This window comes from Micromonospora sp. AMSO12t (assembly GCF_008806585.1).
Taxonomy (GTDB): domain Bacteria; phylum Actinomycetota; class Actinomycetes; order Mycobacteriales; family Micromonosporaceae; genus Micromonospora; species Micromonospora reichwaldensis.
Genome location: NZ_WAAS01000092.1, coordinates 1 through 23,024, shown reverse-complemented (window position 1 = coordinate 23,024; position 23,024 = coordinate 1). Strand labels below are relative to the sequence as shown.

Here is a 23,024-nt window from a genome sequence, read left to right as displayed (position 1 = left end):
CGTGGACGTGGCGCGGACGAGGCCACGGGCACAATGGGGGCATGGCCGGTGTCGGCAGGAGCCGGTGGCCCCGAGCTGAGCGAGGAATGATGACCACGAAACAGTCGGCGACCGTGGACCAGTCCGCGCCCGACCACGAGGCGCTCCTCGGCGAGCTGACCGAGGCGCTGCGGCGGGTGCGCGGGGGCGACCTGAAGGTGCGGCTGCCCCGCCGGGCCGGCCGCGCCGGTGAGGTCGCGGACGCCTTCAACGAGGTCGTGTCGCTCCAGGAGCAGCAGTACCTCGACCTGCGGCGGATCAGCCGGATCGTCGGCCGGGACGGCCGGCTCACCGAGCGCCTGGACGACGAGGGGCTGGACGGCTCCTGGGCGGAGGGGCAGCGGGCAGTCAACTCGCTGATCGACGACCTGGGCCGGCCGACCACCGAGATCGCCCGGGTCATCGTCGCGGTCGCCGACGGCGACCTCTCCCAGCACATGGCCCTGGAGATCGACGGCCGGCCGCTGCGCGGTGAGTACCTGCGCATCGGCCGCACGGTCAACACGATGGTCGACCAGCTCTCGTCCTTCTCGAACGAGGTCACCCGGGTCGCCCGTGAGGTGGGCACCGAGGGCAAGCTCGGCGGCCAGGCCGACGTGCGCGGCGTCGCCGGCACCTGGAAGGACCTCACCGACTCGGTGAACACCATGGCGTCGAACCTGACCGGCCAGGTGCGGTCGATCTCCCAGGTGGCGACGGCGGTGGCCAAGGGCGACCTGTCGCAGAAGATCACGGTCAGCGCGCGCGGCGAGGTCGCCGAGCTGGCCGACACGATGAACTACCTGACCGACACCCTGCGGCTCTTCGCCGAGCAGGTGACCCGGGTGGCCCGCGAGGTGGGCACCGAGGGCAAGCTCGGCGGGCAGGCCGACGTGCCGAACGTGGCCGGCACGTGGAAGGACCTGACCGACAGCGTCAACTCGATGGCGTCGAACCTGACCGCCCAGGTACGCAACATCGCCCAGGTCTCCACGGCGGTGGCCCGGGGCGACCTGTCGCAGAAGATCACCGTGGCGGCGCAGGGCGAGATCCTGGAGCTGAAGGACACCGTCAACACGATGGTGGACCAGCTGTCGTCGTTCGCCGACGAGGTCACGCGCGTCGCGCGCGAGGTGGGCATCGAGGGCAAGCTGGGCGGCCAGGCCCAGGTGCGCGGCGTCTCCGGCACCTGGCGCGACCTCACCGAGAACGTCAACCAGCTCGCCGGCAACCTGACCAGCCAGGTCCGCAACATCTCCCAGGTCTCCACCGCCGTGGCGAAGGGCGACCTGTCGCAGAAGATCACGGTCGACGCCCAGGGCGAGATCCTGGAGCTGAAGAACACCGTCAACACGATGGTGGACCAGCTCTCGTCGTTCGCCGACGAGGTGACGCGCGTCGCGCGCGAGGTGGGCACGGAGGGCAAGCTGGGCGGTCAGGCCCAGGTGAAGGGGGTCTCGGGTACGTGGCGGGACCTGACCGACAACGTGAACTCGATGGCGTCGAACCTGACGTCGCAGGTGCGCAACATCGCCTCGGTCACCACGGCCGTGGCGAAGGGTGACCTGTCGCAGAAGATCACCGTGGACGCCCGGGGCGAGATCCTGGAGCTGAAGTCGACGGTGAACACGATGGTGGACCAGCTGTCGTCGTTCGCCGACGAGGTGACGCGCGTCGCGCGCGAGGTGGGCACGGAGGGCAAGCTGGGCGGTCAGGCCCAGGTGCGGGGCGTCGCCGGCACCTGGCGCGACCTGACCGACAACGTGAACTCCATGGCCTCCAACCTCACCGCCCAGGTGCGCAACATCGCCCAGGTCTCCACCGCCGTGGCGAAGGGCGACCTGTCGCAGAAGATCACCGTGGACGCCCGGGGCGAGATCCTGGAGCTGAAGTCGACGGTGAACACGATGGTGGACCAGCTGTCGTCGTTCGCCGACGAGGTCACGCGCGTCGCGCGCGAGGTGGGCACGGAGGGCAAGCTGGGCGGTCAGGCCCAGGTCAAGGGCGTCTCGGGTACGTGGCGGGACCTGACCGACAACGTGAACTCGATGGCGTCGAACCTGACGTCGCAGGTGCGCAACATCGCCTCGGTCACCACGGCCGTGGCGAAGGGCGACCTGTCGCAGAAGATCACGGTCGACGCCCAGGGCGAGATCCTGGAGCTGAAGTCGACGGTCAACACGATGGTGGACCAGCTGTCGTCGTTCGCCGACGAGGTCACCCGGGTCGCGCGCGAGGTGGGCAGCGAGGGCAAGCTCGGCGGTCAGGCCCAGGTCAAGGGCGTCTCCGGCACGTGGCGCGACCTCACCGAGAACGTCAACCAGCTCGCCTCGACCCTCACCACCCAGCTGCGCGCCATCGCGCAGGTCTCCACCTCGGTGACCCGGGGCGACCTGACCCAGCGGATCGCGGTCAAGGCGCAGGGCGAGGTCGCCGAGCTGAAGGACAACATCAACCAGATGATCGTCACCCTCCGGGAGACGACCAAGAAGAACGCCGAGCAGGGCTGGCTCGACTCGAACCTGGCCCGGATCGGCGGCCTCCTCCAGGGGCAGCGCGACCTCGGCGAGGTCTGCCGCATGATCATGATGGAGGTGACCCCGCTGGTCGACGCGCAGCTCGGCGCGTTCTTCCTGGCGGACACGTCCGAGGGCGTGATGCGGCTGCGGTTGACCGCCTCCTACGGCTACGTCGCCCGGGGGCACGAGGTCACCTTCGGCCCCGGCGAGGGGCTGGTCGGGCAGGCCGCCCTGTCCCGCCGCACCATTCGGATGGGTGGGGCGCCGGACGGCAAGCTGATGCTCCGCTCCGGGCTCGCCGATACCCCGCCGGCCGACCTGGTCGTACTGCCCGTGCTCTTCGAGGGCGAGCTGCTCGGGGTCATCGAGTTCGCCAGCGTGGCGGCCTTCTCCGAGCTGCACCTGTCGTTCCTGGAGCGGCTCGTGCTCACCACCGGCGTCGCCGTCAACACCATCCAGGCCAACCGGCGTACGGAGGAACTGCTCGCGCAGTCGCAGCGGCTCGCCCACGAGATGCAGGAGCAGTCGGCGGAACTCCAGCGCACCAACGCCGAGCTGGAGGACAAGGCGCAGCTGCTCTCGGAGCAGAAGGGCAACATCGAGACGAAGAACCGGGAGATCGAGCTGGCCCGGCTCGGCCTGGAGGAGAAGGCCCAGCAGCTCACACGGGCGTCGGCATACAAGTCGGAGTTCCTGGCCAACATGAGCCACGAGCTGCGTACGCCGCTGAACTCGCTGCTGCTGCTGGCCCGGCTGCTGGCCGAGAACTCGGAGCAGAACCTCACGCCGAAGCAGATCGAGTTCGCCCGGACGATCCACGGCGCCGGCTCCGACCTGCTGTCGCTGATCGACGACATCCTGGACCTGTCCAAGATCGAGGCGGGGCGGATGGACGTCGAGCCCACCGCCGTCCGGTTCGACGAGATCCGCGGGTACGTGGAGCAGGCGTTCGCGCCGCAGGCCGAGGAGAAGGGCCTGGACTTCCAGGTGCGGATCAGCAAGGACCTGCCGGAGGCGCTGGTCACCGACGCCCAGCGACTCCAGCAGATCCTGCGCAACCTGCTCTCCAACGCGGTCAAGTTCACCGACAACGGGGCGGTGACGCTGCGGATCGCGCCGGCGCCCGACAACACGATCTTCGACGTGCCGGCCCTGACCAACGCGCAGCAGGTCATCGCGTTCACCGTGGTCGACACCGGCATCGGCATCTCCGACGACAAGCTGTCGCTGATCTTCGAGGCGTTCCAGCAGGCCGACGGCACCACCAGCCGTCGCTACGGCGGCACGGGGCTGGGGCTGTCGATCAGCCGGGACCTGGCCCGGCTGCTGGGCGGCAGCATCGTGGTGGCGTCGGCGCCCGGCCAGGGCTCGACGTTCACCCTCTTCGTGCCGGACGTGCTCGCCCCGGACGCGGTGGTCGCGCCGCTGCCGCCGTCACCGGCGCGGGCCGGGCTGCCGTCCTCGCTGCTCATGCCCCCGCCGGAGCTGCCCGAGCCGGCCTCCACACCGGCCACCCGGCGGCTGGAGGGCACCACCGTGCTGATCGTCGACGACGACGTCCGGAACGTCTTCGCGCTGACCAGCGCGTTGGAACTGCACGGCCTGACCGTGTTGTACTCGGACAACGGGGCGGACGGCGTCCGCCTGCTGGCCGAGCATCCGGAGGTGGACATCGTCCTGATGGATGCGATGATGCCCGATCAGGACGGGTACGAGACGACCCGACAGATCAGGCGTAACCACCGGTTCGCCGACCTGCCGATCGTCTTCCTGACCGCCAAGGCCATGCCCGGCGACCGCGAGTCGGCGCTGGCGGCCGGGGGAAGTGACTACATCACCAAGCCCGTCGACCTGGACGAGTTGATCGAACTCATGTCGTCCTGGATCAGCGGCAGCCGAACCGAGGAGAGTTCGTGACCCAGATGGCAAAGGCGCTGCTGGTGGACGACCGCCGGGAGAACCTGATGGCACTGGAGGCGATTCTCCAGGGCCTGCCGGTCCAGTCCGTCGCCGTGGAGAGCGGCGAGGCGGCCCTGAAGCAGCTGCTGGTCGACGACTTCGCGGTGATCCTGCTGGACGCCCAGATGCCGGACATGGACGGTTTCGAGACGGCCAGCCACATCAAGCGCCGCGAGCGTACGCGGCACGTGCCGATCATCTTCCTCACCGCCGCCGACCGGGACGCCCAGCTCGCGCTGCGCGGTTACGCGGTCGGCGCGGTCGACTACCTGACCAAGCCGTTCGACCCGTGGGTGCTGCGGGCCAAGGTGTCGGTCTTCGTCGAGCTGTGGGTGAAGACCCGGCAGCTCGCCGCCCAGTCGGATCTGGTGCGGGACCGGGACGCGCAGCTGCGGGTGCTGACCGATGCGGTCGACGAGGCCACCGCGATGCTGCGCCTCGACGATCAGGATTCCCGCGACCGCGCGGTGCAGCTCCTGGAGCAGGCCCGCTGGGGCAACACCCCCTGACCCAGGTATCGGAACCACGCCGGGCGGGCTGAGGTGCGATCTTGGTAGCTGGCGGCCCCCTGAGGGGCCGTAACTCGCCAAGATCGCGCCGCGCCTGTGCCGCGGGTGGGCGGGGAGTCAGCCCGTGGTCTGGTCGTTGCGGATCATCAGGGCGCTGCGCAGGCCGGTGATGTCCAGGACGCGGAGCAGGAAGTCGCCGACGTTGGTCAGGATCAGCAGGCTCTGCGCGTGGCTGGCCTTGCGGCTGAGCACGACGAGGGTGCCCAGGCCCTGTGAGTCGCAGAAGGTGACCCCGCCGAGGTCGAGCACGATGCGCGGCGGCGGGTCGGCGAGGACCTCGTTGACGACGGTCGACAGCTGGGCGGCCGTGAGCATGTCGATCTCACCGGCCAGGCGAAGCACAGCTTCGTCGCCCGTCCGGTGTAGCGTGATGGACAGTTCGGCACGATCCACTGGGTCAGCCTAGCGCGATCCGGGCCACCCGGCCCGTCGAGCGGTGGCGACCGAGCCGACCGGGCGCGGCGACCACGCTCCCGAGGAGGTCGGGAACGGGGACGTCCCGCGCCGCGGACGTGACGCCGCCGGGACGGCGGTGAGGGCCGACCCGGGTGAGCCTGGTAACCCCGGTACGGGGTGCCTGCCGATTCGCCGCCCGACGCTGACACAATGGCGGCATCGTGACCGATATGTTTCCCGCCGGATCCGGCCGCTACCCGGCCGAAGCACCGGCCTCCGAGGCCCTGTTCGACCGCGCCAAGGCCATCGTGCCCGGCGGGGTGAACTCTCCCGTGCGCGCGTTCCGTGCCGTCGGCGGCACGCCGCGCTTCATGGTCCGGGGCGAGGGGCCCTGGCTCTACGACGCCGACGACCGGCGCTACGTCGACCTGGTCTCCTCCTGGGGCCCGCTGATCCTCGGCCACGCGCACCCGGAGGTCGTGGACGCGATCCGGTCGGCCGCGACCCGGGGCACCAGCTTCGGCACCCCCACCCCGGGCGAGGTCGAGCTGGCCGCCGAGATCGTCGACCGCACGCCGGTCGAGCAGGTCCGGCTGGTCAACTCCGGCACCGAGGCCACCATGTCGGCGATCCGGCTGGCACGCGGCTTCACCGGCCGCCCCCGGATCATCAAGTTCTCCGGCTGCTACCACGGGCACTCCGACGGCCTGCTGGCCGCCGCCGGCTCGGGCGTGGCCACCCTCGGCCTGCCCGACTCGCCGGGCGTGACGGGCGCGGCGGCCGGTGACACGATCGTGCTGCCGTACAACGACGTCGCCGCCGTGGAGCAGGCGTTCGCCGCCGAGGGCCAGCACATCGCCGCGATCATCACCGAGGCCGCCGCCGGCAACATGGGCGTGGTCGCCCCGCGCGACGGCTTCAACTCCCAGCTCGCCCGGATCGCGCACGCGCACGGGGCGCTGCTCATCGTCGACGAGGTGATGACCGGGTTCCGGGTCTCCCGCGCCGGCTGGCACGGCCTCGACCCCTCCGACGCCGACCTGTGGACGTACGGCAAGGTCATGGGTGGTGGGCTGCCCGCCGCGGCGTTCGGCGGGCGCGCGGAGATCATGGAGCGACTGGCCCCCGCCGGCCCGGTCTACCAGGCCGGCACCCTCTCCGGTAACCCGCTGGCCTGCGCCGCCGGCCTGGCCACCCTACGGCTGGCCGACGACGCGCTCTACCGCAGGCTCGACGACACGGCTGCCGTCGTGGGCAGGCTCGCCGCGGACGCGCTCGCCGCCGCCGGGGTCCCGCACCGGCTGTCGTACGCGGGCAACATGTTCTCGGTCTTCTTCACCGACGCCGACGTGGTCGACTACGACAGCGCCCGCACCCAGCAGGTGCCGGCGTTCAAGGCGTTCTTCCACGCGATGCTCGCGGGCGGCGTCTACCTGCCGCCGAGCGCGTTCGAGGCGTGGTTCGTGTCTGCGGCGCTGGACGACGCCGCTCTGGAGCAGATCGCCGCCGCCCTGCCGGTGGCGGCCAACGCTGCGGCAGCGGCCGGTCACGGGGGGTAGCAGTGAGTGCGAGGAGTGAGCCGGGTCTGCGAGCCCCGCAGTCGCGAACGAAGGGGACGCAGCGTTGAGCAAGACGGTGGTCCACGTGCTGCGGCACGGCGAGGTACACAACCCGGACGGCATTCTCTACGGCCGGCTGCCGGGCTTCCGGCTCTCCGAGCTCGGCGTGCAGATGGCCAAGGCCGCCGCGCAGGGGCTGGCCGAGCGGGAGGTCGTGCACGTGGTGGCCAGCCCGCTGGAGCGCGCCCAGCAAACGGCCGAGCCGATCGCCGCGCAGTTCGGGCTGCCGGTCGGCGCGGACGAGCGGCTCATCGAGAGCGCCAACTGGTTCGAGGGCAAGAAGGTCTCGCCCGGCGACGGCTCGTTCCGCGACCCGCGTAACTGGTGGGTGCTGCGGGACCCGGTCACCCCGTCCTGGGGCGAGGCCTACCGGGCCATCGCGGAGCGGATGTTCGCCGCCCTGCACGCCGCCCGGGTGGCGGCCGAGGGGCGCGAGGCCGTGCTGGTCTCCCACCAGCTGCCGATCTGGACGCTGCGCCGCCACGTCGAGCGCAAGCGGCTCTGGCACGACCCGCGCAAGCGCCAGTGCGGGCTGGCCAGCCTCACCTCCTTCCACTTCGACGGCGCCAAGGTGGTCGGCATCGGCTACTCCGAGCCGGCCGCGCACCTGATCGCGATGTCGCCGACAGCCAGGACGGCCAAGGGGGCCTGATGAACGCCCGGAGGTTGACCGCGGGTCTGCTCGCCGCCGTCGTGACGGTGGCGCTGGCCGGCTGCTCGTCGCGCGACCGCGAGGAGGCGTGTGACAACTCCGGCGGCATCATCGAGTGCGCCCCCGACCAGCGCTCGGCCGCCCCGAAGCTCGCCGGTGAGCTGCTCACCGGCGGCAGCCACGACGTGGCGAGGGACCGGGGCCAGGTCGTGGTGGTCAACTTCTGGGGCTCGTGGTGCGCGCCGTGCCGGGCGGAGGCGGACGACCTGGAGAACACGTACCAGGCCACGAAGGCCTCCGGGGTGACGTTCCTGGGCATCAACATCCAGGACCAGCGGGACAAGGCGCTCGCCTTCGAGGAGAGCTTCAAGGTCACCTACCCGAGCCTCTTCGACCCGCCGAGCCGGCTGGCGCTCGCCCTGGACATCCCGCCGAACACCATCCCGGCCACCGTCGTGCTGGACCGCGACGGCCGGATCGCCGTGGTGATCCGCGCGGCGGTGAAGCAGGAGGGCCTCCAGCCAATCGTCGAGCGGATCGCGGCCGAGAAACCCGCCCCCAACGGTTCCCGCTGATGGGCGAGACGTTCTCCGAACTCGCCCAGTCGGGTCCGCTGCTGCTCGCCATCGGCGCGGCGGCGCTCGCGGGGCTGGTCAGCTTCCTCTCCCCGTGCGTGCTCCCGCTGGTGCCGGGCTACCTGTCGTACGTCACCGGCCTCGCCGGCGCCGACCTCGAAACCCGTCGCCCGCAGGTCAGGAAGGACCCCCCGTCAACGGATCCGGTAGCGGAAGGGTCCCTTCCTGACACCGAGGGCGGCGGCGGGGTGGCGGTGCGGGAGCGCGCCGAACCGACGAGGGCCGCGGTCAAGGGCCGGGTGCTCGCCGGCACGCTGCTCTTCATCGCCGGCTTCACCGTCGTCTTCACCGCCACCGCGATCCTCTTCGCCAGCGTCGGCCGGGTCTTCTTCGAGTACGAGCGGACGCTGGAGATCGTCATAGGCGCGCTGATCGTCGTGCTCGGGCTGAGCTACCTCGGGCTGGTCCCCGGGTTGCAGCGGGAGTTCCGGATCCAGCGGCTGCCCGCCGCCGGGCTGCTCGGCGCGCCGGTGTTCGGCGCGGTCTTCGCGCTCAGCTGGGTGCCCTGCGCCGGCCCGACGATCGGCGCGGTGTTGGGCATGGCCGGCGTCGGCGGGCAGACCGACCGGGCCGTGGTGCTCGCCCTGGCGTACTGCCTGGGGCTGGGGGTGCCGTTCGTCGTCTTCGGGCTGGGCTTCGAGCGGCTGCTCGGGGTGTTCCGCGCGGTCCGGCGCAACAGCCGGTGGGTCACCCGGTTGGGCGGGGCGCTGCTGATCCTGATCGGCCTCGCGCTGGTCACCGGCGGCTGGACGAACTTCGTGATCTGGTTGCAGACCACCGTCGGGGCGGGCGAGGTGAGCATCTGATGACTGCCGTCGACGAGCGGCCGGCACCGCCGGCCGAGGCGCCCCGGCGCCGACCCAACCGCCTGCTGGCCCTGCTGCGCAACTCGTGGCGGCAGCTCACCAGCATGCGTACGGCCCTGGTGTTGCTCTTCCTGCTCGCGGTGGCCGCCATTCCCGGCTCGGTGCTGCCGCAGCGCGGGGTCAACCCGGAGGACGTGCGGGACTACTTCACCGCGCACCCCGACCTGGCCCCGGTGCTGGACCGGATCGGCGCCTTCGAGGCGTTCGGCTCGGTCTGGTTCTCCGCGATCTACCTGCTGCTCTTCACCTCGCTGATCGGCTGCATCACGCCCCGGCTGCGCGACCACGTGCGGGCGCTGCGGGCGAAGCCGCCGGCCGCGCCGAGGCGGCTGGACCGGCTGCCGCAGCACACCGTGCTGTCCGCGCCCGAGGGGGGCGCGGCGGCGATCGCGGAGGTGCTGCGCCGGCGGCGCTGGCGGGTGGTGGTCCGCGGCGACGAGGTCTCCGCCGAGAAGGGCTACCTCAAGGAGACCGGCAACCTGCTCTTCCACAGCTCGTTGGTGCTCGTGCTGGTCGGCGTCGCGCTCGGCTCCTGGTACGGCTGGAGCGGCAACAAGCTGCTGGTGGCCGGCAAGGACAACGCGTTCTGCAACACCCGCCAGCAGTACGCCGAGAGCAAGCTCGGCCCCCGCGTCAGCAGCGCCGACCTGCCGGGCTTCTGCATCCAGCTCGACGACTTCGACGCCCGGTTCCTGGAGTCCGGTCAGCCGGACTTCTACGAGGCCAAGGTGACCGTGGACGAGGTCGGCGGCGAGCGGGGGCCGGCCGAATTCTCGGTCAACTCCCCGCTGCGCCTCGACGGCGCGAACGTCTACCTGCTGGGCCACGGCTATGCCCCGGTGATCCGCTACACCGACAAGTTCGGCCAGTCCCAGACCAGCAACTTCCCGTTCCTGACGACCGGCGATGTCGGGTTGACCAGCGAGGGGCTGGCGGCGTTCCCGGACATCAACGTGGATCCGGCCACGGGGGAGCGGGATGCGAACACGCAGATGGCCTTCTCCGGTCTCTACCTGCCGACGGCGCCGGCCGCCGCGCCCTTCGCCCGCTCCGAGTACCCCACCGAGCGGAATCCGGCGCTGAACCTCGTCGCCTACCGGGGCAACCTGGGCATGGACGCCGGCATCCCCGGCTCGGTCTACAAGCTGGACCAGCGGCAGGTGGATGCCGGCAAGGTCAAGGAGGTCGGCACGAAGCTGCTCCGCAAGGGGGAGACCTGGAAGCTGGACGACGGCACCACGCTCGAGTTCCTGGGCACCGTGCCGTACATCACGCTGTCGGTCCGGTACGACCCCGGCTCGACGTTGCTGCTGGTCAGCTCCGCCGTCCTGCTGGTCGGGCTGATGGGCTCGCTGTTCGGGCGGCGTCGCCGGGTCTTCTTCCGGGTGCTGCCGGCCGGTGCCGCCGACCCCACGAGTGGATCTCCGACGAGCGGTAGTAGTTTGGTCGAGGCCGGTGGCCTGCCGCGCACCGACCATCCCGGGTTCGCCGACGAGTTCGCGCAGCTCGTGGCCGCCGTCGGCGGCGACGGGCGGTCGGACGAGGAGGCCGGTGTCGACCGCGACGGCGGCGACCGGGCCGGAGCGCGAGAAGGAGCCGAGTGATGTCCGCACTCTCCGACCAGCTGGTGTCGTTCGCGATCCTGGCGTACCTGATCGCGATGATCAGCCACGCCGTCGAGTACGCGCTGGGCAACTCCCGCGCCCGGGTCGCCGCGGCGCCCGCCCGCGAGCTGGTCGGCGCCGGCGTCGGCGCGGCCGGGGGCAGCACCCCCGACGCGCCCGCCGACACCGGCGCGGCGGCGGCCGAGCGTACGGCCCGACGCGCCCGGCTGGGCGGCCTGGTCGCCGTCGCGGCCACCGCGCTCGGGGCGCTGCTGCACCTCGGGGCGCTGGTCACGCGCGGTCTCGCCGCGGACCGGATGCCCTGGGGCAACATGTACGAGTTCGTGCTCACGGGCACCTGGATCGGGGTCGCCGCCTGGCTGGTGGTGCTCTGGAAGCGGCCGCAGCTGCGCCGCCTCGGGCTGTTCATGTCGCTGGTGATGGTGCTGCTGGTGGCGACCGCCGAGCTGGTGCTCTACACCCCGATCGTGCCGCTGGTGCCGGCGCTCAACTCGTACTGGTTCGTCATCCACGTCTCGACGATCGTCTTCGCCTCCGGCATCTTCCTGCTGGGCGCGGTGCCGGCGGTGGCGTTCCTGATGCGCTCCGGCTACGAGCAGGGTCGCCGCAGCTTCCCGTACACGCTGGCGAAGCGGCTGCCGGCGGCGGCGGCGCTGGAGCGGCTGACCTTCGTGCTGCACGCCTTCGCGTTCCCGGTCTTCACCTTCGCGGTGATCGCCGGGGCGATCTGGGCCGAGGCGGCCTGGGGACGGCCGTGGGGCTGGGACCCGAAGGAGACCTGGTCGTTCATCTCCTGGGTGATCTACGCCGGCTACCTGCACGCCCGGGCCACCCCGAGCATGAAGCGGAACGTCGCGACCTGGCTCGCCGTCGTCGGCTTCCTCACCATGCTGATGAACCTCTTCGGCGTGAACATCTTCTTCGAGGGCCTGCACTCCTACGGCGGCCTGGACTGAGCCAGTCCCTGCAAGACGTATAACGCGTCGCGAGCGGCCGTCGGCGTCAGGGCAAGACCCTGCTGCTGTACGAGCTGGCCCGCGCCACGGAGGGCTTCTACTTCGGGGCGACCGAGGCGACGCAGGCGGACTCGTTGCGGCGTCTGGGCGAGGCGCTCGGTCGGCACACGGGCGCTCCCGGGCCGGTGCACCTCGCGGACTGGGCGAGCGCGGTCGACGCACTGCTGGCCCTCGGCCGGGACCGCCCGGTCACGGTGGTGGTCGACGAGTTCCCCTACCTGGCTCGGGCGAGCCGGGACCTGCCGTCGGTGATCCAGCACGCGCTCACCCCCGGCCGGGCCGAGCGCACCGCCTCCCGTACCCGTCTCCTGCTGTGTGGTTCGGCGCTCTCGTTCATGGGCGGGCTGCTGGCCGGCTCCGCGCCGCTGCGCGGGCGAGCCGGGCTGGAGTTGCCCGTCGCGCCCCTGGACTACCGGTCGGCCGCGGCGTTCTGGGGATTCGACGATCCGTTGCTCGCCGCCCAGGTGTTCGCCATCGTCGGAGGCACGCCGGCCTACCGCCGCGAGTACGTGCAGGACGACACGCCCGACGGGCGGGACGACTTCGACGACTGGGTCGTGCGGGCGGTCCTCAATCCTGCCCGCCCGCTGTTCCGCGAGGCGCGCTACCTCGTCGCCCTCGGCGAGTCGCCGCTCGTGGACGGTCCGCGTCCCCTGCCCGCCATCGGCGCAGTCAAGTGGGGCCGGCTGCTCGGCCGGCCCCACCTGGATCGACTGGAGCGGGCGCGCGAGCTGCTCGTCGCCCGCCCCGGGCTCGACGCGCGCGGCGCGCGGCTGCTGCTGGCCAGCGCCGAGGGATTCACCGCCGAACTGCGGCAGCTCGCCGCCCACCGACCCGATGTGGTGCTGGTCGGTCCTGACCGGCTCTACTCCGGCGCGTAGGCGCGAGACCGAGAAGCCGCGACCGGGCGGTCAGGCCGCGTCGTCCAACTGCCGCCGGACGAGCCGTTCGGTGGCGGTGGCCCCCGTCGGTTGCAACCCGGCGCCGGCGTTCTGCGCCTGGACGTCGATGGTCACCGCGATCCGGTCCGTACCCGCGATGATCATCTCGAAGATCTTGGCGAACCGTACCTCCATCTCCTTGCCGTCGTCGCCGGTCATCACCAGTCGGCTGCCGTGCGTCGCCTCGTGCAACTGCCGCATACGCAGGCCGGTGATGTCCTTGTAGCGGAAGTCGAAGGCGTCGGCGTTCGACACGATGCACTTGACGAAGTCCCACTCGCAGGAGAAGACCGAGATGCGGGTCTGCCCGAGGAGCAGGATGACGAACTTGTACCGCGAGAACCGACGGATGCCGTCCTTTCCCACCGCCTGTTCGGTGGGCGAGGCGGGACCGATGACGAGTTGCGGCTCGCAGATCAAATCGTCCAGTTCGCGGTCGAGGTGCCGGAGGGCGTGATCGAGAACGCCGAACTTGTCGAAGTGCAGCCACACGTCCATCTGCTCGTCGCTGGGCTTCGGCTCGGCCGCTGCCAGGTCACGCTCGTACGTCGACGTGAGCGCGTTGTACTGGCCGTATCCCTTGACCAGCAGGACGAGGCCGCCCACACCCACGAGCACCGCGAGGCAGAGGTAACCCGACTCCGACAACGACGCGAGCACGAGGATCAGCGCGAGGGCCAACCCGATGCCGCCGGCGACCATCATGGCCTGCGCGCCACCGGTCGCGGGCGGCACGGGCGTGCGGACGAAGTACTTGCGTACGTTCGGCTTGCGTTCCTCGATGCCGGCCTGCGCCACGGCGACGGTGGCCTGCCACAGCCGGTTCTCGCGGTTGCCGAGGAAGGGGGCGATCTCGGCCGCGTGCACCGGGTCGATGTCGCCGGCTCCGGCCTCGATGTCGGCGACGGACGGGCCGGGGTCGTGGCGGTCGGCGTAGTGGTCGCGCTTGACGGCCACCCAGAGGGCGCGGACGTGCGCCGCAGCGGGGTCGATCTGGAGTGCCCTGCCCAGGTGCTCCTCCACCCGGGCCATCACCTGCTGCGCCTCGCGACCCATCCGGCTGGGCCGTCTGCCGCCGAGGAGCGCGAGGGCCAGGTAGTAGTGCGGGTCGGCGCCCTTCGCCCCCTTGGCGATCGCCTCGGTGAAGTATTCGGCCGCCCTCTTGTACAGCCGTTCGGCGACGGCCCGCCGCCCGTAGGCCATCAGCTGCTGCGGCCCGTCGGACTTGTTGATGTGCACGTTGTCGGCGTTGATCTGGGCGCCGAAGACGCGCTGGCCGTGCTGGTCGAAGGTGGTCATCAGGAAGCCCCGCCCAACGAGTTCCAGATGGTCGCCATCGCCCCGCCGATCACCGCCAGCGGTGCCGCTGCCTGCAACACCTCGATGGCCCGCCGCAGCCGTCGCGAGGCCTCGCGTTGGTCGTCGCGGGTCAGGCTCCGGCGGGCGCCGTGCAGGTCGTCGACGACGGTGCGGCCGACCTGCGGGTCGAGGGCGCCGCTGGCCGTGGCCTGCTCCACCGCCCTCAGGACGGCCTCCAGTCGAGGGACGAGCTCCGTCTGGCCGGCGTTGTCGGGCAGGCGTTCGAAGGTGCTGTTCCGCAGATCGATGGTTTCGGCGTTGAACTGCTGATCCACGCGCTGGTTCTGCTGATTGAAGGTGGCCATCGCCAACCGTCACCCCGATCTTGCTCCGATGGAAAATGTTTCGGATGGTGGTGACGGAACCATTGGAATTGTCTGCGGGCAATGTCGGAAGATTTACGCTGCCGGGCGGATCCGGCGGAGCCCGACTGAACGGCGGGCAATTCCGCATGGACGGTGCTGGCCGCGTTCGCACGCGGTGTGTTAGCGGGTGGCCGAAAGGCCTATGACCGGCTCGGGCGTCCCGGGAAAGGCGCCTGTCGGCGGGTGGGCCGGGTCGGTCCGCGGGGCCGCGGGGGCGCACCGTTCGGGCTTCGACCGTTCGGGCGACGGCGACCGGGGGTCTTGACGGCGGGCGGCCGTGCTGCTGCCGGCCCCACCCGACGCCTGCCCGCTCCCGGCTCCGGGCGGGTGCTACCCGGGAACGGGTCGGTGGAGCCCCGCCCCGGCCGCGAACGCCAGGGGACGGGGTCAGCCGCCGAACCAGCCGGGCACGTCGAGGCGGAACGGGTTGGCCGGGGTGACCGCGCGCAGATCGTCCTCCAGGGCGGCGACCCGGTCGGGGCCGAGCGTGGCGGCCCACCGCTGCCGGAGCTGGTCGAAGACGGCCGCCGAGCGGCGCAGGCCGTCCAGGCCGTGCGGGGTCGCCCGGACCAGCTTGCGCCGGGCGTCGCGCGGGTCGTCGGCGCGCTCCAGGTAGCCGAGGGCGACGAGCCGGTCCACCGTCTTGCCGGCCGCCTGCTTGGAGACGCCGAGCCGCTGGCCCAGCTCGGTGGCGGTGGTGCCGTCGGCGCCGACGGCCTGGAGGACGAAGCCGTGCAGCGGTCGCAGCTCCGGGTGCCCCTGCCGGGCCAGCTCCGCGTGCAGGTCGTCGATGAGCGTACGGAAGCCGGCCAGCAGCAGCAGGGGCAGCAGGAAGCCGGGCCGGTCGGGGTCAGCCGTTGCCACGTTCGACAACCTCGTTTACTATTTCGACAACCACGTTGACGATCCTACGTCACGCGCGGCGCGTCGCCGATCGGGCCGCGCCGGCCGCCCCCGAACCCCCGAGAGCAGGTCTCCCGTGCCCCCGTTCACCGCGCACACCGCCGACACCGCACCCGCCGCCGCCCGGCCGACCATCGAGGGCGTACGCCGCAGGCTCGGGCACCTGCCCGCCGCCGTCGGCCTGATGGCCGAGTCCCCGGAGCTGCTCACCGGCTTCCTCACCGTCAACGGCATCTTCGAGAAGTGCGCCCTCGACCCGGTCGAGCGGGAGGTCGTCGTCATGACGGTCGCCACCCGCAACGAGTGCCACCTCTGCGTCGCCATGCACACCGCCGCCCTCACCCGGCACGGCGCGACGCCCGAGCTGGTCGACGCGCTGCGCGCCGGCATGCCGCTGCCCGACGACCGGCTGGAGGCGCTGCGGTGCTTCACCCTCGCCGTGCTCGACCACCGGGGCGCGGTGCCCGAGGACGGGACCGCCGCCTTCCTGGCCGCCGGCTACCAGCCCCGGCACGCCCTGGACGTGGTGCTCGGCGTCGGCACGTACACCATCTCCACTCTCGCCAACCGGCTCACCGGCGCCCCGCTCGACGAGCCCCTGGCCGCGTACGCCTGGAAGCCGGCCGCCCGCTGACGCACCTGGGCAGCCGAGGGCGGGGGTGGGCCGGCCACGGCTTGCCCGAGGCCGGCCCACCTCCGTCGAGGGCGCGGTCGTCCGGTCAGCCGAGGGTGACCGGGGCGGTGTTGTCGGCCGGATCGTCGTCCGGACGCGGGTAGTCGTAGTACGACCTGACCTCGCCGGGGGTGCCGGCGGGCCCGTCGATCCGCAGGTCGAACGGGACCGTGAAGCTCTGCCCGGCGGGGAACACGGCCCCCAGCCAGCAGACCCAGGACGTCGGAGCGCCGCCCTCGTCGTCGCCGGTCGGCGAGCAGCCGGGCGGGGTGGCCAGCACGGTCACGCCGGCCGGTGGGGTGAAGAGGAACCCGCCGGCGTTGCCACCGGAGACGGTGCCGTCCGGCACACCCGGACCGTCGTTGCGGATTCCCACGCTCACCCGCACGGTGGCACCGACGGCACCGGTGACGGTGGCGCCCACGGCGACGACGTCGAAGGCGCCGTGGATGTCGCGCAGGTAGGTCCCGCCGCCGGGGCCGGTGGCGGTGACCGGATCGAGCGTCCCACCGACCGGCCGCAGCCGGAGCGCGCGGTCGGCCTCCCGGCGGGTCAGCCGCACGTTGCCGGGCAGCGGCCCCGCGGTGGCCAGCGGCTCCACGAACTGGGTGATGCGCTTGTCGCCGAGGGCGGCCGGGCCGACCGTGGTGGCGAAGCCGTTGCGCAGTTCGTGCCGGATCCCGGGCGCGAACGTGCCCCGCACGGTGCAGACCACCACCGTGGCGAGCACGGGATCGGTGCCGTACCGGCAGTTCCGGTAGCTGGCCGGGTGCAGGCCGACCGGAAAGCGGAAAGTCACCCGCAGATCCTCGGCCGGCTGGTCACCGGCGTTGACCACGGCCACGGGCACGGCGTGGACGTCACCGACCTCGGCGCCCGAGACGTACTCGTCGACCAGGTCGAGAACGTCGGCACCGGAGCGCACGCTGACGGTCGCCTGCTGGGTGTACGGCTCCAGCCCGTCGGCCCGCACCGTGTAGTCCAGCGTGCCGGTCGCGCCGCCGACGGCGCCCAGGGCGGCGCGGAACACCACCGGCACCGTGCCGTTGACGGTGCCGTACTCGTCCGGGGTCGCCTCCGGCGGCATCGGGCAGGTCACCGAGGTGCCCTCGGTGACGCACCAGCTGGGGAAGCTGGCCGTGGCGACACCGGCGAGACCGCTCAGGTCGACGGTGACCCGGGGGGCGGTCGCGCCGCTGCTGCTCAAGTCCAGCGGTGCCGACCGGCCGGGCGCGCCGGCCGTGCCGACGGTGAGGTCGTTGAGCCAGCCGCTGACCCAACCGGGGTCGGTTTGCGCGGCGGCCGGGCCGGCCACCGTGCCGGCGCCCGCCGTGACCACGGCCAGCACCGTAAGGGCGCGCAGCACGCTGCGGCGCGGGAAGCGCACAGTTGTCATCGATCTCCTTCGTGGGGTGGGCCGGTCCGCGGAGCCGCGGCGGGGCGTCACCGCCGGCCCGGTCGGCGGACCTGATCCTAGTGAGCGCCAGCCGCCCGATCCGGCCCGCCGGAGCGACAACGTTCGATGGCGCGGGCTCCGCCGGCAGAAGCGGCCCGGCAGTTTCCGCGCTTCCTCACGGGTGGATCGCCGGTGTCACACCACCCGGCGTGGTCGCCGCCCAGGTCGGTGCGGGAGACTGGCAGGCATGGCGGCTCGTGGCTTCCCGTACACCGATCTCAAGGACTTCCTCGCGGCGCTGGAGCGCGCGGGCGAGCTGCGGCGGGTGAGCGCGCCGGTCGATCCCACCCTGGAGATCAGCGAGATCGTCACCCGGACGGTCCGCGCGGGCGGGCCGGCGCTGCTCTTCGAGCGGCCCACCCGGGGCGAGATGCCGGTGGTGATCAACCTCTTCGGCACCGAGAAGCGGATGGCGATGGCGCTCGGCGTCGAGTCGCTGGACGAGGTCGGCGAGCGGATCGGCAACATGCTCAAGCCGGAGCTGCCGGTGGGCCTCTCCGGGATGATGGACGGCCTGGGCAAGGTCAGGCAGCTCACGTCGATGCCGCCGAAGAAGGTCAGGACCGCCCCCTGCCAGCAGGTGGTCTACCGGGGCGACGACGTCGACCTGGACCGGCTGCCGGGGTTGCAGGTCTGGCCGGGTGACGGCGGGATCTTCCACAACTTCGGGCTGACCCACACGAAGCACCCGGAGACCGGCAAGCGCAACCTGGGGCTGTACCGGTTGCAGCAGCACTCGCGGAACAGCATCGGCATGCACTGGCAGATCCACAAGAACTCCACGGCGCACCACGCGGTCGCCGAGCGGCTCGGCCAGCGTCTGCCGGTGGCGATCGCCATCGGCACCGACCCGGCGGTGGCGTACTCGGCCAGCGCGCCGCTCCCCGCCGACATCGACGAATACCTGTTCGCCGGGTACCTGCGCGGCGAGCGGGTCGAGATGGTGGACTGCCTGACCGTCCCGTTGCAGGTGCCGGCGCACGCGCAGATCGTCCTGGAGGGCTACATCGAGCCGGGTGAGCGGCTCCCGGAGGGTCCGTTCGGCGACCACACCGGCTTCTACACCCCGGTGGAGCCCTTCCCGGTGATGCACATCGAGTGCATGACCACGCAGCGCGACCCGGTCTACCACACGATCGTCACGTCGCAGCCGCCCCAGGAGGACCACGGCCTCGGCAAGGCCACCGAGCGGATCTTCGCGCCGCTGCTGCGCTTCCTGATCCCGGACATCGTCGACTACGACCTGCCCGCCGCCGGGGTCTTCCACAACTGCGCGATCGTGTCGATCCGCAAGCGCTACCCGAAGCACGCTCAGAAGGTCATGAACGCGATCTGGGGCGCGCACATGATGTCGCTGACCAAGCTGATCGTGATCGTCGACGAGGACTGCGACGTGCACGACTACAACGAGGTCGCCTTCCGCGCCTTCGGCAACGTCGACTACGCCCGGGACCTGCTGCTCACCGAGGGCCCGGTGGACCACCTCGACCACGCGTCGTACCAGCAGTTCTGGGGCGGCAAGGCGGGCGTCGACGCGACCCGCAAGCTGCCCGCGGAGGGCTACACCCGGGGCTGGCCGGAGGAGATGCGGATGGCCCCCGAGGTCGTCTCCCTGGTCGACAAGCGCTGGAAGGAGTACGGCATCTGATGGCCACCGCCGTCGAACCGGTGCAGCGACCGGGCCGGGTCAAGTCCTTCCTCAAGCTGGTGGCGATCGAGCACTCCGTGTTCGCGCTGCCGTTCGCGTACCTGTCGGCGCTCACCGCCATGCAGGTCGACGGCGGGCGGGTCCGGTGGCTGGACCTGCTGCTGATCACCGTGGCGATGGTCGGCGCGCGGACGTTCGCGATGGCCGCCAACCGGATCCTGGACCGGCGGATCGACGCGCGGAACCCGCGTACCGCCTCCCGGGAGCTGGTCACCGGGGCGGTCAGCGTGCGGACGGCCTGGACCGGCGCGGCGGTCGCGCTCGTGGTCTTCCTCGCCGCCGCCGCCCTGCTCAACCCGCTCTGCCTGGTGCTCGCGCCGCTCGCCGTGGTGCCGCTGGTCGTCTACCCGTACGGCAAGCGGTTCACCAACTGGCCGCACGCGATCCTGGCCGTCGCCCAGGCCGTCGGCCCGGTCGGCGCCTGGCTGGGCGTCACCGGCACCCTCGACGGCTCCTGGCCGGCGTGGCTGCTGGGCGTGGCCGTCGGCCTCTGGATCGGCGGGTTCGACCTGATCTACGCCTGCCAGGACGCCGAGGTGGACCGGCAGATCGGTGTGCACAGCGTGCCGGCCCGCTACGGGCTGCGGTTCGCGCTGCACGCCTCCACCGTCGCGCACGTGGTGACGTTCGCGCTGTTCGTCTGGTTCGGGGCGCTGGTCGGCTTCGGCTGGCTCTGGTGGGTGGGTCTGGCGCTGACCGCCGTCGCCTTCGGCTACCAGCACCTGGTGGTCAGCCCGACCGACCTGAGCAAGGTCAACCGGGCCTTCTTCACCGCCAACGGCTTCGTCGGCATCGCGCTGTTCGTCTTCGCCCTGCTCGACCTGGTCGTCCGCCTCGGCCTGCGCGCCTGACCGGTCAGGAAGGGGCCCCTCCGCCGGCGGCAGCGTCGACGAGGCCGCCTCCTCCGCCGCCGTAGCGGGTGCTCTCCAGGGTCCAGTCGACGGTGGCCCGGACGGCGTTCGCCACCCCGTCGAGGTGGTCGGTGACCGCCTGGTCCAGCGCCGGGCCGAACGACGGCACCCCGGCGCGCAGCTCGACGAAGCGCCGCATCGACGCCCGCCAGCGCTCGGCCGTCAGGCCGACCGCGGTCTCCACCGGCACCCGCTGCTCGGCCGCCGTCGCGAGCACCAGGTTGTGCCCGCCGGAGGTGGCCTCGTCACGCTCCAGCGAGGCGAGGTCGTTGTACCAGGAGAGCAGGTCGTTGCCGGTGTCGGCGATCTCCCGCAGCAGCGGGTGGTGGTGGACCGGGTCGGGCAGCGGGCGGCCGGTGACGAACTCCACCAGCGGATACGACACGTACGCGGCGGAGGTGGCGCGCCGCAGCGCGACGTACTCGGCGACGCCGGGGCGACGGCCGGCCGCCTTGTTCGCCGCCTCCCGCCACGTGCCGTCGAGATGGTCGGCGACGGCCTCGGTGAAGCGCAGCCGCCAGCGGGCCGGCATCCGACGGCGCGGCTCCCGCCACGCGTGCACCAGCAGCCGCCTCAGCGGCCCGGTCAGGCCGGCGTGCCGGAGCCGGGGACCGGCGTGCAGCAGGGTGAGCGCGCCGGCGCGCAGCGCCCGGATCTGGTCGGCGTCGAGCCGGCCCGGCCGGTCGCACGCGTCGTCGACCAGGAAGAACCAGGTGAACAGGGCCGTCAGCGCCCGCAGGTCGGCCTCGGTGGCGCCGGGGTAGAGCCGGCCGGCGTACCGGGCGACGCCGGCGTGCGCCAGCCGTTGCGGCGCCGCGTCGTCAGTCGCCAGGCCGAGGCCCGGCAGCAGGTCGCCGACCAGCCACTCCTGCACCCGGTCGGCGTGCGGCGAGAGCCGGGGCGGGATGGGGCACTCCGACCGTAGCGACCAGAGGACCTCGCCGGTCATCACCGATTCCTCCCCGGTGCGATCCCGCTTCGCGTGGGAATCGCCACCGGCAGCATGTCAGGCGGGCGGGATGGTCGCGCTCCCGACCCGACATCGCGCCCGTCGGCGCACAACCGACACCTGAGCGGGACATCACGGACGCTCCGGACGGGGGTGCCCGGCATCGGGAGGGGACGACCAGGCAGGCTGGAGGGCATGCGCGAACCATGGGTGGTCGGAGTCTCCGGGGCGTCCGGCACGCCGTACGCGGCGGCCGTCGTGCGGGCGCTGCTCGACGCCGGCGAGCCGGTGGACCTGATCGTCTCCCGGGCCGCCCGGCTGACCGTCCTCGACGAGACCGGACGCCCGTTCCGGGACGCACACTGGGCCGACGACCTCGCCGCCTGGCTGGGCCGCGACCTCGCGGGAGCCGACGTGCGGCACTGGCCCGCCGGCGACCTGGCCGCCGGCCCGAGCAGCGGCTCCTACCGGGTACGCGGGATGGCGGTGGTCCCGGCGAGCACGGCGGCCTGCGCCGGCATCGCGATCGGGCTCTCCAAGGACCTGTTGCAGCGGGCCGCCGAGGTCAACCTCAAGGAGCGCCGGCCGGTGGTGGTGGTGCCCCGGGAGACGCCGGTGACCCGCAGCCACCTGGAGCATCTGATCGCGCTGCACGACGCCGGAGCGGTGGTGCTGCCGGCCAGTCCCGGCTTCTACGGCGCCGGGGCGGCGGCCTCCGCCCCGCAGCTCGTCGACTTCGTGGCCGGCAAGGTGCTGGACGCCCTCGGCGTACCGCACACGCTGTTCCGTCGCTGGTCGGGTGAGCTGGGCGCGGCGCGGGAGTGACCCGGGCCCGGCTCACCGCGACGCGGACCGGAGCTCTCGTCCGGCCCGCGTGATGATCCGCACCATTCAGTACATGCCGGCGTTGGCCGGGCCCGGCCCGGTCGAGGTGGCCGGCCCCGCGTTACGCGGCTTGCCGACGTCTTCCGCCTCGTCCAACATGCCCTCCCCCTCAAGCAGGGCCCGCACCTCGGATTCCCGAAACCGGCGATGCCCGCCTGGAGTCCGGATGCTGCCTATCCGGCCCGCCGCTGCCCATCGCGTCACAGTCTTCGGGTCAACCCGAAACAGCGCGGCAACTTCACCCGGTGTCAGCAGGCGATCTCCAGTGTCCACAGCCCCCTCCTCGCGTCGACGAAGCCCCCGGCTGAACACACTGCCCCCGGCCGGTGCGAGCCCAGAGCCGTCATGAGGGACGTATGGCAATTACAGCACCAGCGACCTGGCCTGTCCGCCAAACGCGAAAAACGCACTGAGTGGGAAGTTAGGAAATATTACCTGGGTGCGGCTCCCTTGACTGTCAGTTTGCGAGCGACTACGCCCTGTCATGTCCAACGCGCGCCGGATGCCCGACGTTACGCCCGGACCGCTAGGGTCACAGTCCGTGGACGCCATCGACCTGAGCCTCGTGGAGCTGCTACGCGGCAACGCCCGCCTGTCCTACGCCGAGCTGGCCCGGCAGGTCGGCCTCTCCGCGCCCGCCGTGCACGAGCGGGTCGGCAAGCTGGAGTCCAGCGGTGTGATCCGGGCCTACCGGGCGGAGGTGGAGCCCGAGGCGATCGGCTTCGCCGTCACCGCGCTCATCGGGATCGTCGAGGACTCCGGCGGCGACACCGACGACGTGCTGGAGGCCTTCCGGCAGATGCCCGAGATCGAGTCCTGCTACTTCATGGCCGGCGTCGAGTCGTTCCTGCTCAAGGCCAGGGTCGGCACCATCGCCGAGCTGGAGCGGCTCATCGTGCGGCTGAACCGGACCCCGGGCGTCGCCTCCACCCGGACCGGCATCGCCCTCTCCACGAAGTGGGAGAACCGGCCACAGGCCCCGGTGCCTCCCGCCACCTGA

At 72.0% G+C, this 23,024-nt stretch carries 21 protein-coding genes; 14 read left to right on the top strand and 7 right to left on the bottom strand.

All coding sequences use genetic code 11. The features are described 5' to 3' along the window. Positions 1 to 86: 86 nt before the first annotated feature. Both F6X68_RS15920 and F6X68_RS15915 read left to right on the top strand, forming a co-directional pair. Positions 87 to 4,454: a HAMP domain-containing protein gene (locus F6X68_RS15920; protein WP_151455015.1), complete on the top strand. Its 4,368-nt coding sequence runs from the start codon at positions 87 to 89 to the stop codon at positions 4,452 to 4,454. Then, positions 4,451 to 5,005 (top strand): two-component system response regulator, encoded by a 555-nt coding sequence (locus F6X68_RS15915; protein ID WP_151455014.1) that lies wholly within the window; start codon positions 4,451 to 4,453, stop codon positions 5,003 to 5,005. The genes F6X68_RS15920 and F6X68_RS15915 overlap by 4 nt, the downstream gene beginning before the upstream one ends. Before the next feature lie 117 nt (positions 5,006 to 5,122). Here F6X68_RS15915 and F6X68_RS15910 read toward each other — a convergent pair whose 3' ends face one another. Then, the gene (locus F6X68_RS15910) at positions 5,123 to 5,458 is read right to left on the bottom strand and encodes an STAS domain-containing protein (protein WP_121397135.1); all 336 of its coding nucleotides are present in this window, start codon (positions 5,456 to 5,458) and stop codon (positions 5,123 to 5,125) included. Between the two features lie 224 nt (positions 5,459 to 5,682). On the opposite strand from F6X68_RS15910, the gene hemL reads away from it, so the two are divergent. The 7 genes from hemL to F6X68_RS15875 all read left to right on the top strand — a co-directional run bounded on the left by hemL (position 5,683) and on the right by F6X68_RS15875 (position 12,755). After that, positions 5,683 to 7,020, top strand: coding sequence for a glutamate-1-semialdehyde 2,1-aminomutase (hemL, locus tag F6X68_RS15905; protein WP_151455013.1), 1,338 nt, complete (start codon positions 5,683 to 5,685; stop codon positions 7,018 to 7,020). A gap of 64 nt (positions 7,021 to 7,084) precedes the next feature. Further along, positions 7,085 to 7,732 (top strand): histidine phosphatase family protein, encoded by a 648-nt coding sequence (locus F6X68_RS15900; RefSeq protein ID WP_151455012.1) that lies wholly within the window; start codon positions 7,085 to 7,087, stop codon positions 7,730 to 7,732. Continuing rightward, complete coding sequence (locus F6X68_RS15895) at positions 7,732 to 8,307, top strand: TlpA disulfide reductase family protein (protein WP_151455011.1); 576 nt, start codon at positions 7,732 to 7,734, stop codon at positions 8,305 to 8,307. The genes F6X68_RS15900 and F6X68_RS15895 overlap by 1 nt, the downstream gene beginning before the upstream one ends. Then, positions 8,307 to 9,173, top strand: a complete 867-nt coding sequence (locus F6X68_RS15890; protein ID WP_151455010.1) for a cytochrome c biogenesis CcdA family protein — start codon at positions 8,307 to 8,309, stop codon at positions 9,171 to 9,173. Before F6X68_RS15895 ends, F6X68_RS15890 begins: the two co-directional genes overlap by 1 nt. Further along, a complete protein-coding gene (locus F6X68_RS15885) occupies positions 9,173 to 10,837 on the top strand; it encodes a cytochrome c biogenesis protein ResB (RefSeq protein ID WP_151455009.1) in 1,665 nt (554 codons plus the stop codon). Before F6X68_RS15890 ends, F6X68_RS15885 begins: the two co-directional genes overlap by 1 nt. After that, complete coding sequence (gene ccsB, locus F6X68_RS15880; RefSeq protein ID WP_151455008.1) at positions 10,837 to 11,814, top strand: c-type cytochrome biogenesis protein CcsB; 978 nt, start codon at positions 10,837 to 10,839, stop codon at positions 11,812 to 11,814. The genes F6X68_RS15885 and ccsB overlap by 1 nt, the downstream gene beginning before the upstream one ends. 134 nt (positions 11,815 to 11,948) lie before the next feature. Next, on the top strand, positions 11,949 to 12,755 hold the full coding sequence (locus tag F6X68_RS15875) for an ATP-binding protein (protein ID WP_225852238.1): 807 nt from the start codon (positions 11,949 to 11,951) through the stop codon (positions 12,753 to 12,755). 30 nt (positions 12,756 to 12,785) lie between these two features. On the opposite strand, the gene F6X68_RS15870 is transcribed toward F6X68_RS15875, so the two are convergent. The 3 genes from F6X68_RS15870 to F6X68_RS15860 all read right to left on the bottom strand — a co-directional run bounded on the left by F6X68_RS15870 (position 12,786) and on the right by F6X68_RS15860 (position 15,403). After that, on the bottom strand, positions 12,786 to 14,114 hold the full coding sequence (locus tag F6X68_RS15870; RefSeq protein WP_151455006.1) for a hypothetical protein: 1,329 nt from the start codon (positions 14,112 to 14,114) through the stop codon (positions 12,786 to 12,788). After that, positions 14,114 to 14,485, bottom strand: a complete 372-nt coding sequence (locus F6X68_RS15865; protein WP_151455005.1) for a hypothetical protein — start codon at positions 14,483 to 14,485, stop codon at positions 14,114 to 14,116. The genes F6X68_RS15870 and F6X68_RS15865 overlap by 1 nt, the downstream gene beginning before the upstream one ends. 441 nt (positions 14,486 to 14,926) lie before the next feature. Next, on the bottom strand, positions 14,927 to 15,403 hold the full coding sequence (locus F6X68_RS15860) for a MarR family winged helix-turn-helix transcriptional regulator (protein WP_151455004.1): 477 nt from the start codon (positions 15,401 to 15,403) through the stop codon (positions 14,927 to 14,929). 115 nt (positions 15,404 to 15,518) lie between these two features. Between F6X68_RS15860 and F6X68_RS15855 the strand changes: the two genes are divergently transcribed. Next, positions 15,519 to 16,076, top strand: a complete 558-nt coding sequence (locus F6X68_RS15855; protein WP_151455003.1) for a carboxymuconolactone decarboxylase family protein — start codon at positions 15,519 to 15,521, stop codon at positions 16,074 to 16,076. An 85-nt stretch (positions 16,077 to 16,161) separates the two neighbouring features. Here F6X68_RS15855 and F6X68_RS15850 read toward each other — a convergent pair whose 3' ends face one another. Next, positions 16,162 to 17,511: a hypothetical protein gene (locus F6X68_RS15850; protein ID WP_151455002.1), complete on the bottom strand. Its 1,350-nt coding sequence runs from the start codon at positions 17,509 to 17,511 to the stop codon at positions 16,162 to 16,164. Positions 17,512 to 17,758: 247 nt separating this feature from the next. Here F6X68_RS15850 and F6X68_RS15845 point away from each other — a divergent pair, with 247 nt between their 5' ends. Together F6X68_RS15845 and mqnP are read left to right on the top strand one after the other, a co-directional pair. Then, the gene (locus F6X68_RS15845) at positions 17,759 to 19,219 is read left to right on the top strand and encodes a menaquinone biosynthesis decarboxylase (RefSeq protein WP_151455001.1); all 1,461 of its coding nucleotides are present in this window, start codon (positions 17,759 to 17,761) and stop codon (positions 19,217 to 19,219) included. After that, complete coding sequence (gene mqnP / locus F6X68_RS15840) at positions 19,219 to 20,130, top strand: menaquinone biosynthesis prenyltransferase MqnP (protein WP_151455000.1); 912 nt, start codon at positions 19,219 to 19,221, stop codon at positions 20,128 to 20,130. Before F6X68_RS15845 ends, mqnP begins: the two co-directional genes overlap by 1 nt. 4 nt (positions 20,131 to 20,134) lie before the next feature. Here mqnP and F6X68_RS15835 read toward each other — a convergent pair whose 3' ends face one another. Beyond that, a complete protein-coding gene (locus tag F6X68_RS15835; RefSeq protein ID WP_151454999.1) occupies positions 20,135 to 21,139 on the bottom strand; it encodes a terpene synthase in 1,005 nt (334 codons plus the stop codon). A gap of 195 nt (positions 21,140 to 21,334) precedes the next feature. Here F6X68_RS15835 and F6X68_RS15830 point away from each other — a divergent pair, with 195 nt between their 5' ends. Then, the gene (locus F6X68_RS15830) at positions 21,335 to 21,964 is read left to right on the top strand and encodes a UbiX family flavin prenyltransferase (protein ID WP_151454998.1); all 630 of its coding nucleotides are present in this window, start codon (positions 21,335 to 21,337) and stop codon (positions 21,962 to 21,964) included. 66 nt (positions 21,965 to 22,030) lie between these two features. On the opposite strand, the gene F6X68_RS15825 is transcribed toward F6X68_RS15830, so the two are convergent. Beyond that, positions 22,031 to 22,297, bottom strand: a complete 267-nt coding sequence (locus tag F6X68_RS15825; RefSeq protein ID WP_132232190.1) for a BldC family transcriptional regulator — start codon at positions 22,295 to 22,297, stop codon at positions 22,031 to 22,033. Positions 22,298 to 22,565: 268 nt separating this feature from the next. On the opposite strand from F6X68_RS15825, the gene F6X68_RS15820 reads away from it, so the two are divergent. Further along, a complete protein-coding gene (locus F6X68_RS15820; RefSeq protein ID WP_151454997.1) occupies positions 22,566 to 23,024 on the top strand; it encodes an Lrp/AsnC family transcriptional regulator in 459 nt (152 codons plus the stop codon).

Excerpts from the sequence above, each read along its gene's own strand:
- F6X68_RS15870 (WP_151455006.1), bottom strand. The coding sequence starts at position 14,114 with ATGACCACCTTCGACCAGCACGGCCAGCGCGTCTTCGGCGCCCAGATC.
- F6X68_RS15835 (WP_151454999.1), bottom strand. The coding sequence starts at position 21,139 with ATGACCGGCGAGGTCCTCTGGTCGCTACGGTCGGAGTGCCCCATCCCG.
- F6X68_RS15850 (WP_151455002.1), bottom strand. The coding sequence starts at position 17,511 with ATGACAACTGTGCGCTTCCCGCGCCGCAGCGTGCTGCGCGCCCTTACG.
- F6X68_RS15830 (WP_151454998.1), top strand. The coding sequence starts at position 21,335 with ATGCGCGAACCATGGGTGGTCGGAGTCTCCGGGGCGTCCGGCACGCCG.
- F6X68_RS15895 (WP_151455011.1), top strand. The coding sequence starts at position 7,732 with ATGAACGCCCGGAGGTTGACCGCGGGTCTGCTCGCCGCCGTCGTGACG.
- ccsB (WP_151455008.1), top strand. The coding sequence starts at position 10,837 with ATGTCCGCACTCTCCGACCAGCTGGTGTCGTTCGCGATCCTGGCGTAC.
- F6X68_RS15885 (WP_151455009.1), top strand. The coding sequence starts at position 9,173 with ATGACTGCCGTCGACGAGCGGCCGGCACCGCCGGCCGAGGCGCCCCGG.
- mqnP (WP_151455000.1), top strand. The coding sequence starts at position 19,219 with ATGGCCACCGCCGTCGAACCGGTGCAGCGACCGGGCCGGGTCAAGTCC.
- F6X68_RS15920 (WP_151455015.1), top strand. The coding sequence starts at position 87 with ATGATGACCACGAAACAGTCGGCGACCGTGGACCAGTCCGCGCCCGAC.
- F6X68_RS15890 (WP_151455010.1), top strand. The coding sequence starts at position 8,307 with ATGGGCGAGACGTTCTCCGAACTCGCCCAGTCGGGTCCGCTGCTGCTC.
- F6X68_RS15845 (WP_151455001.1), top strand. The coding sequence starts at position 17,759 with ATGGCGGCTCGTGGCTTCCCGTACACCGATCTCAAGGACTTCCTCGCG.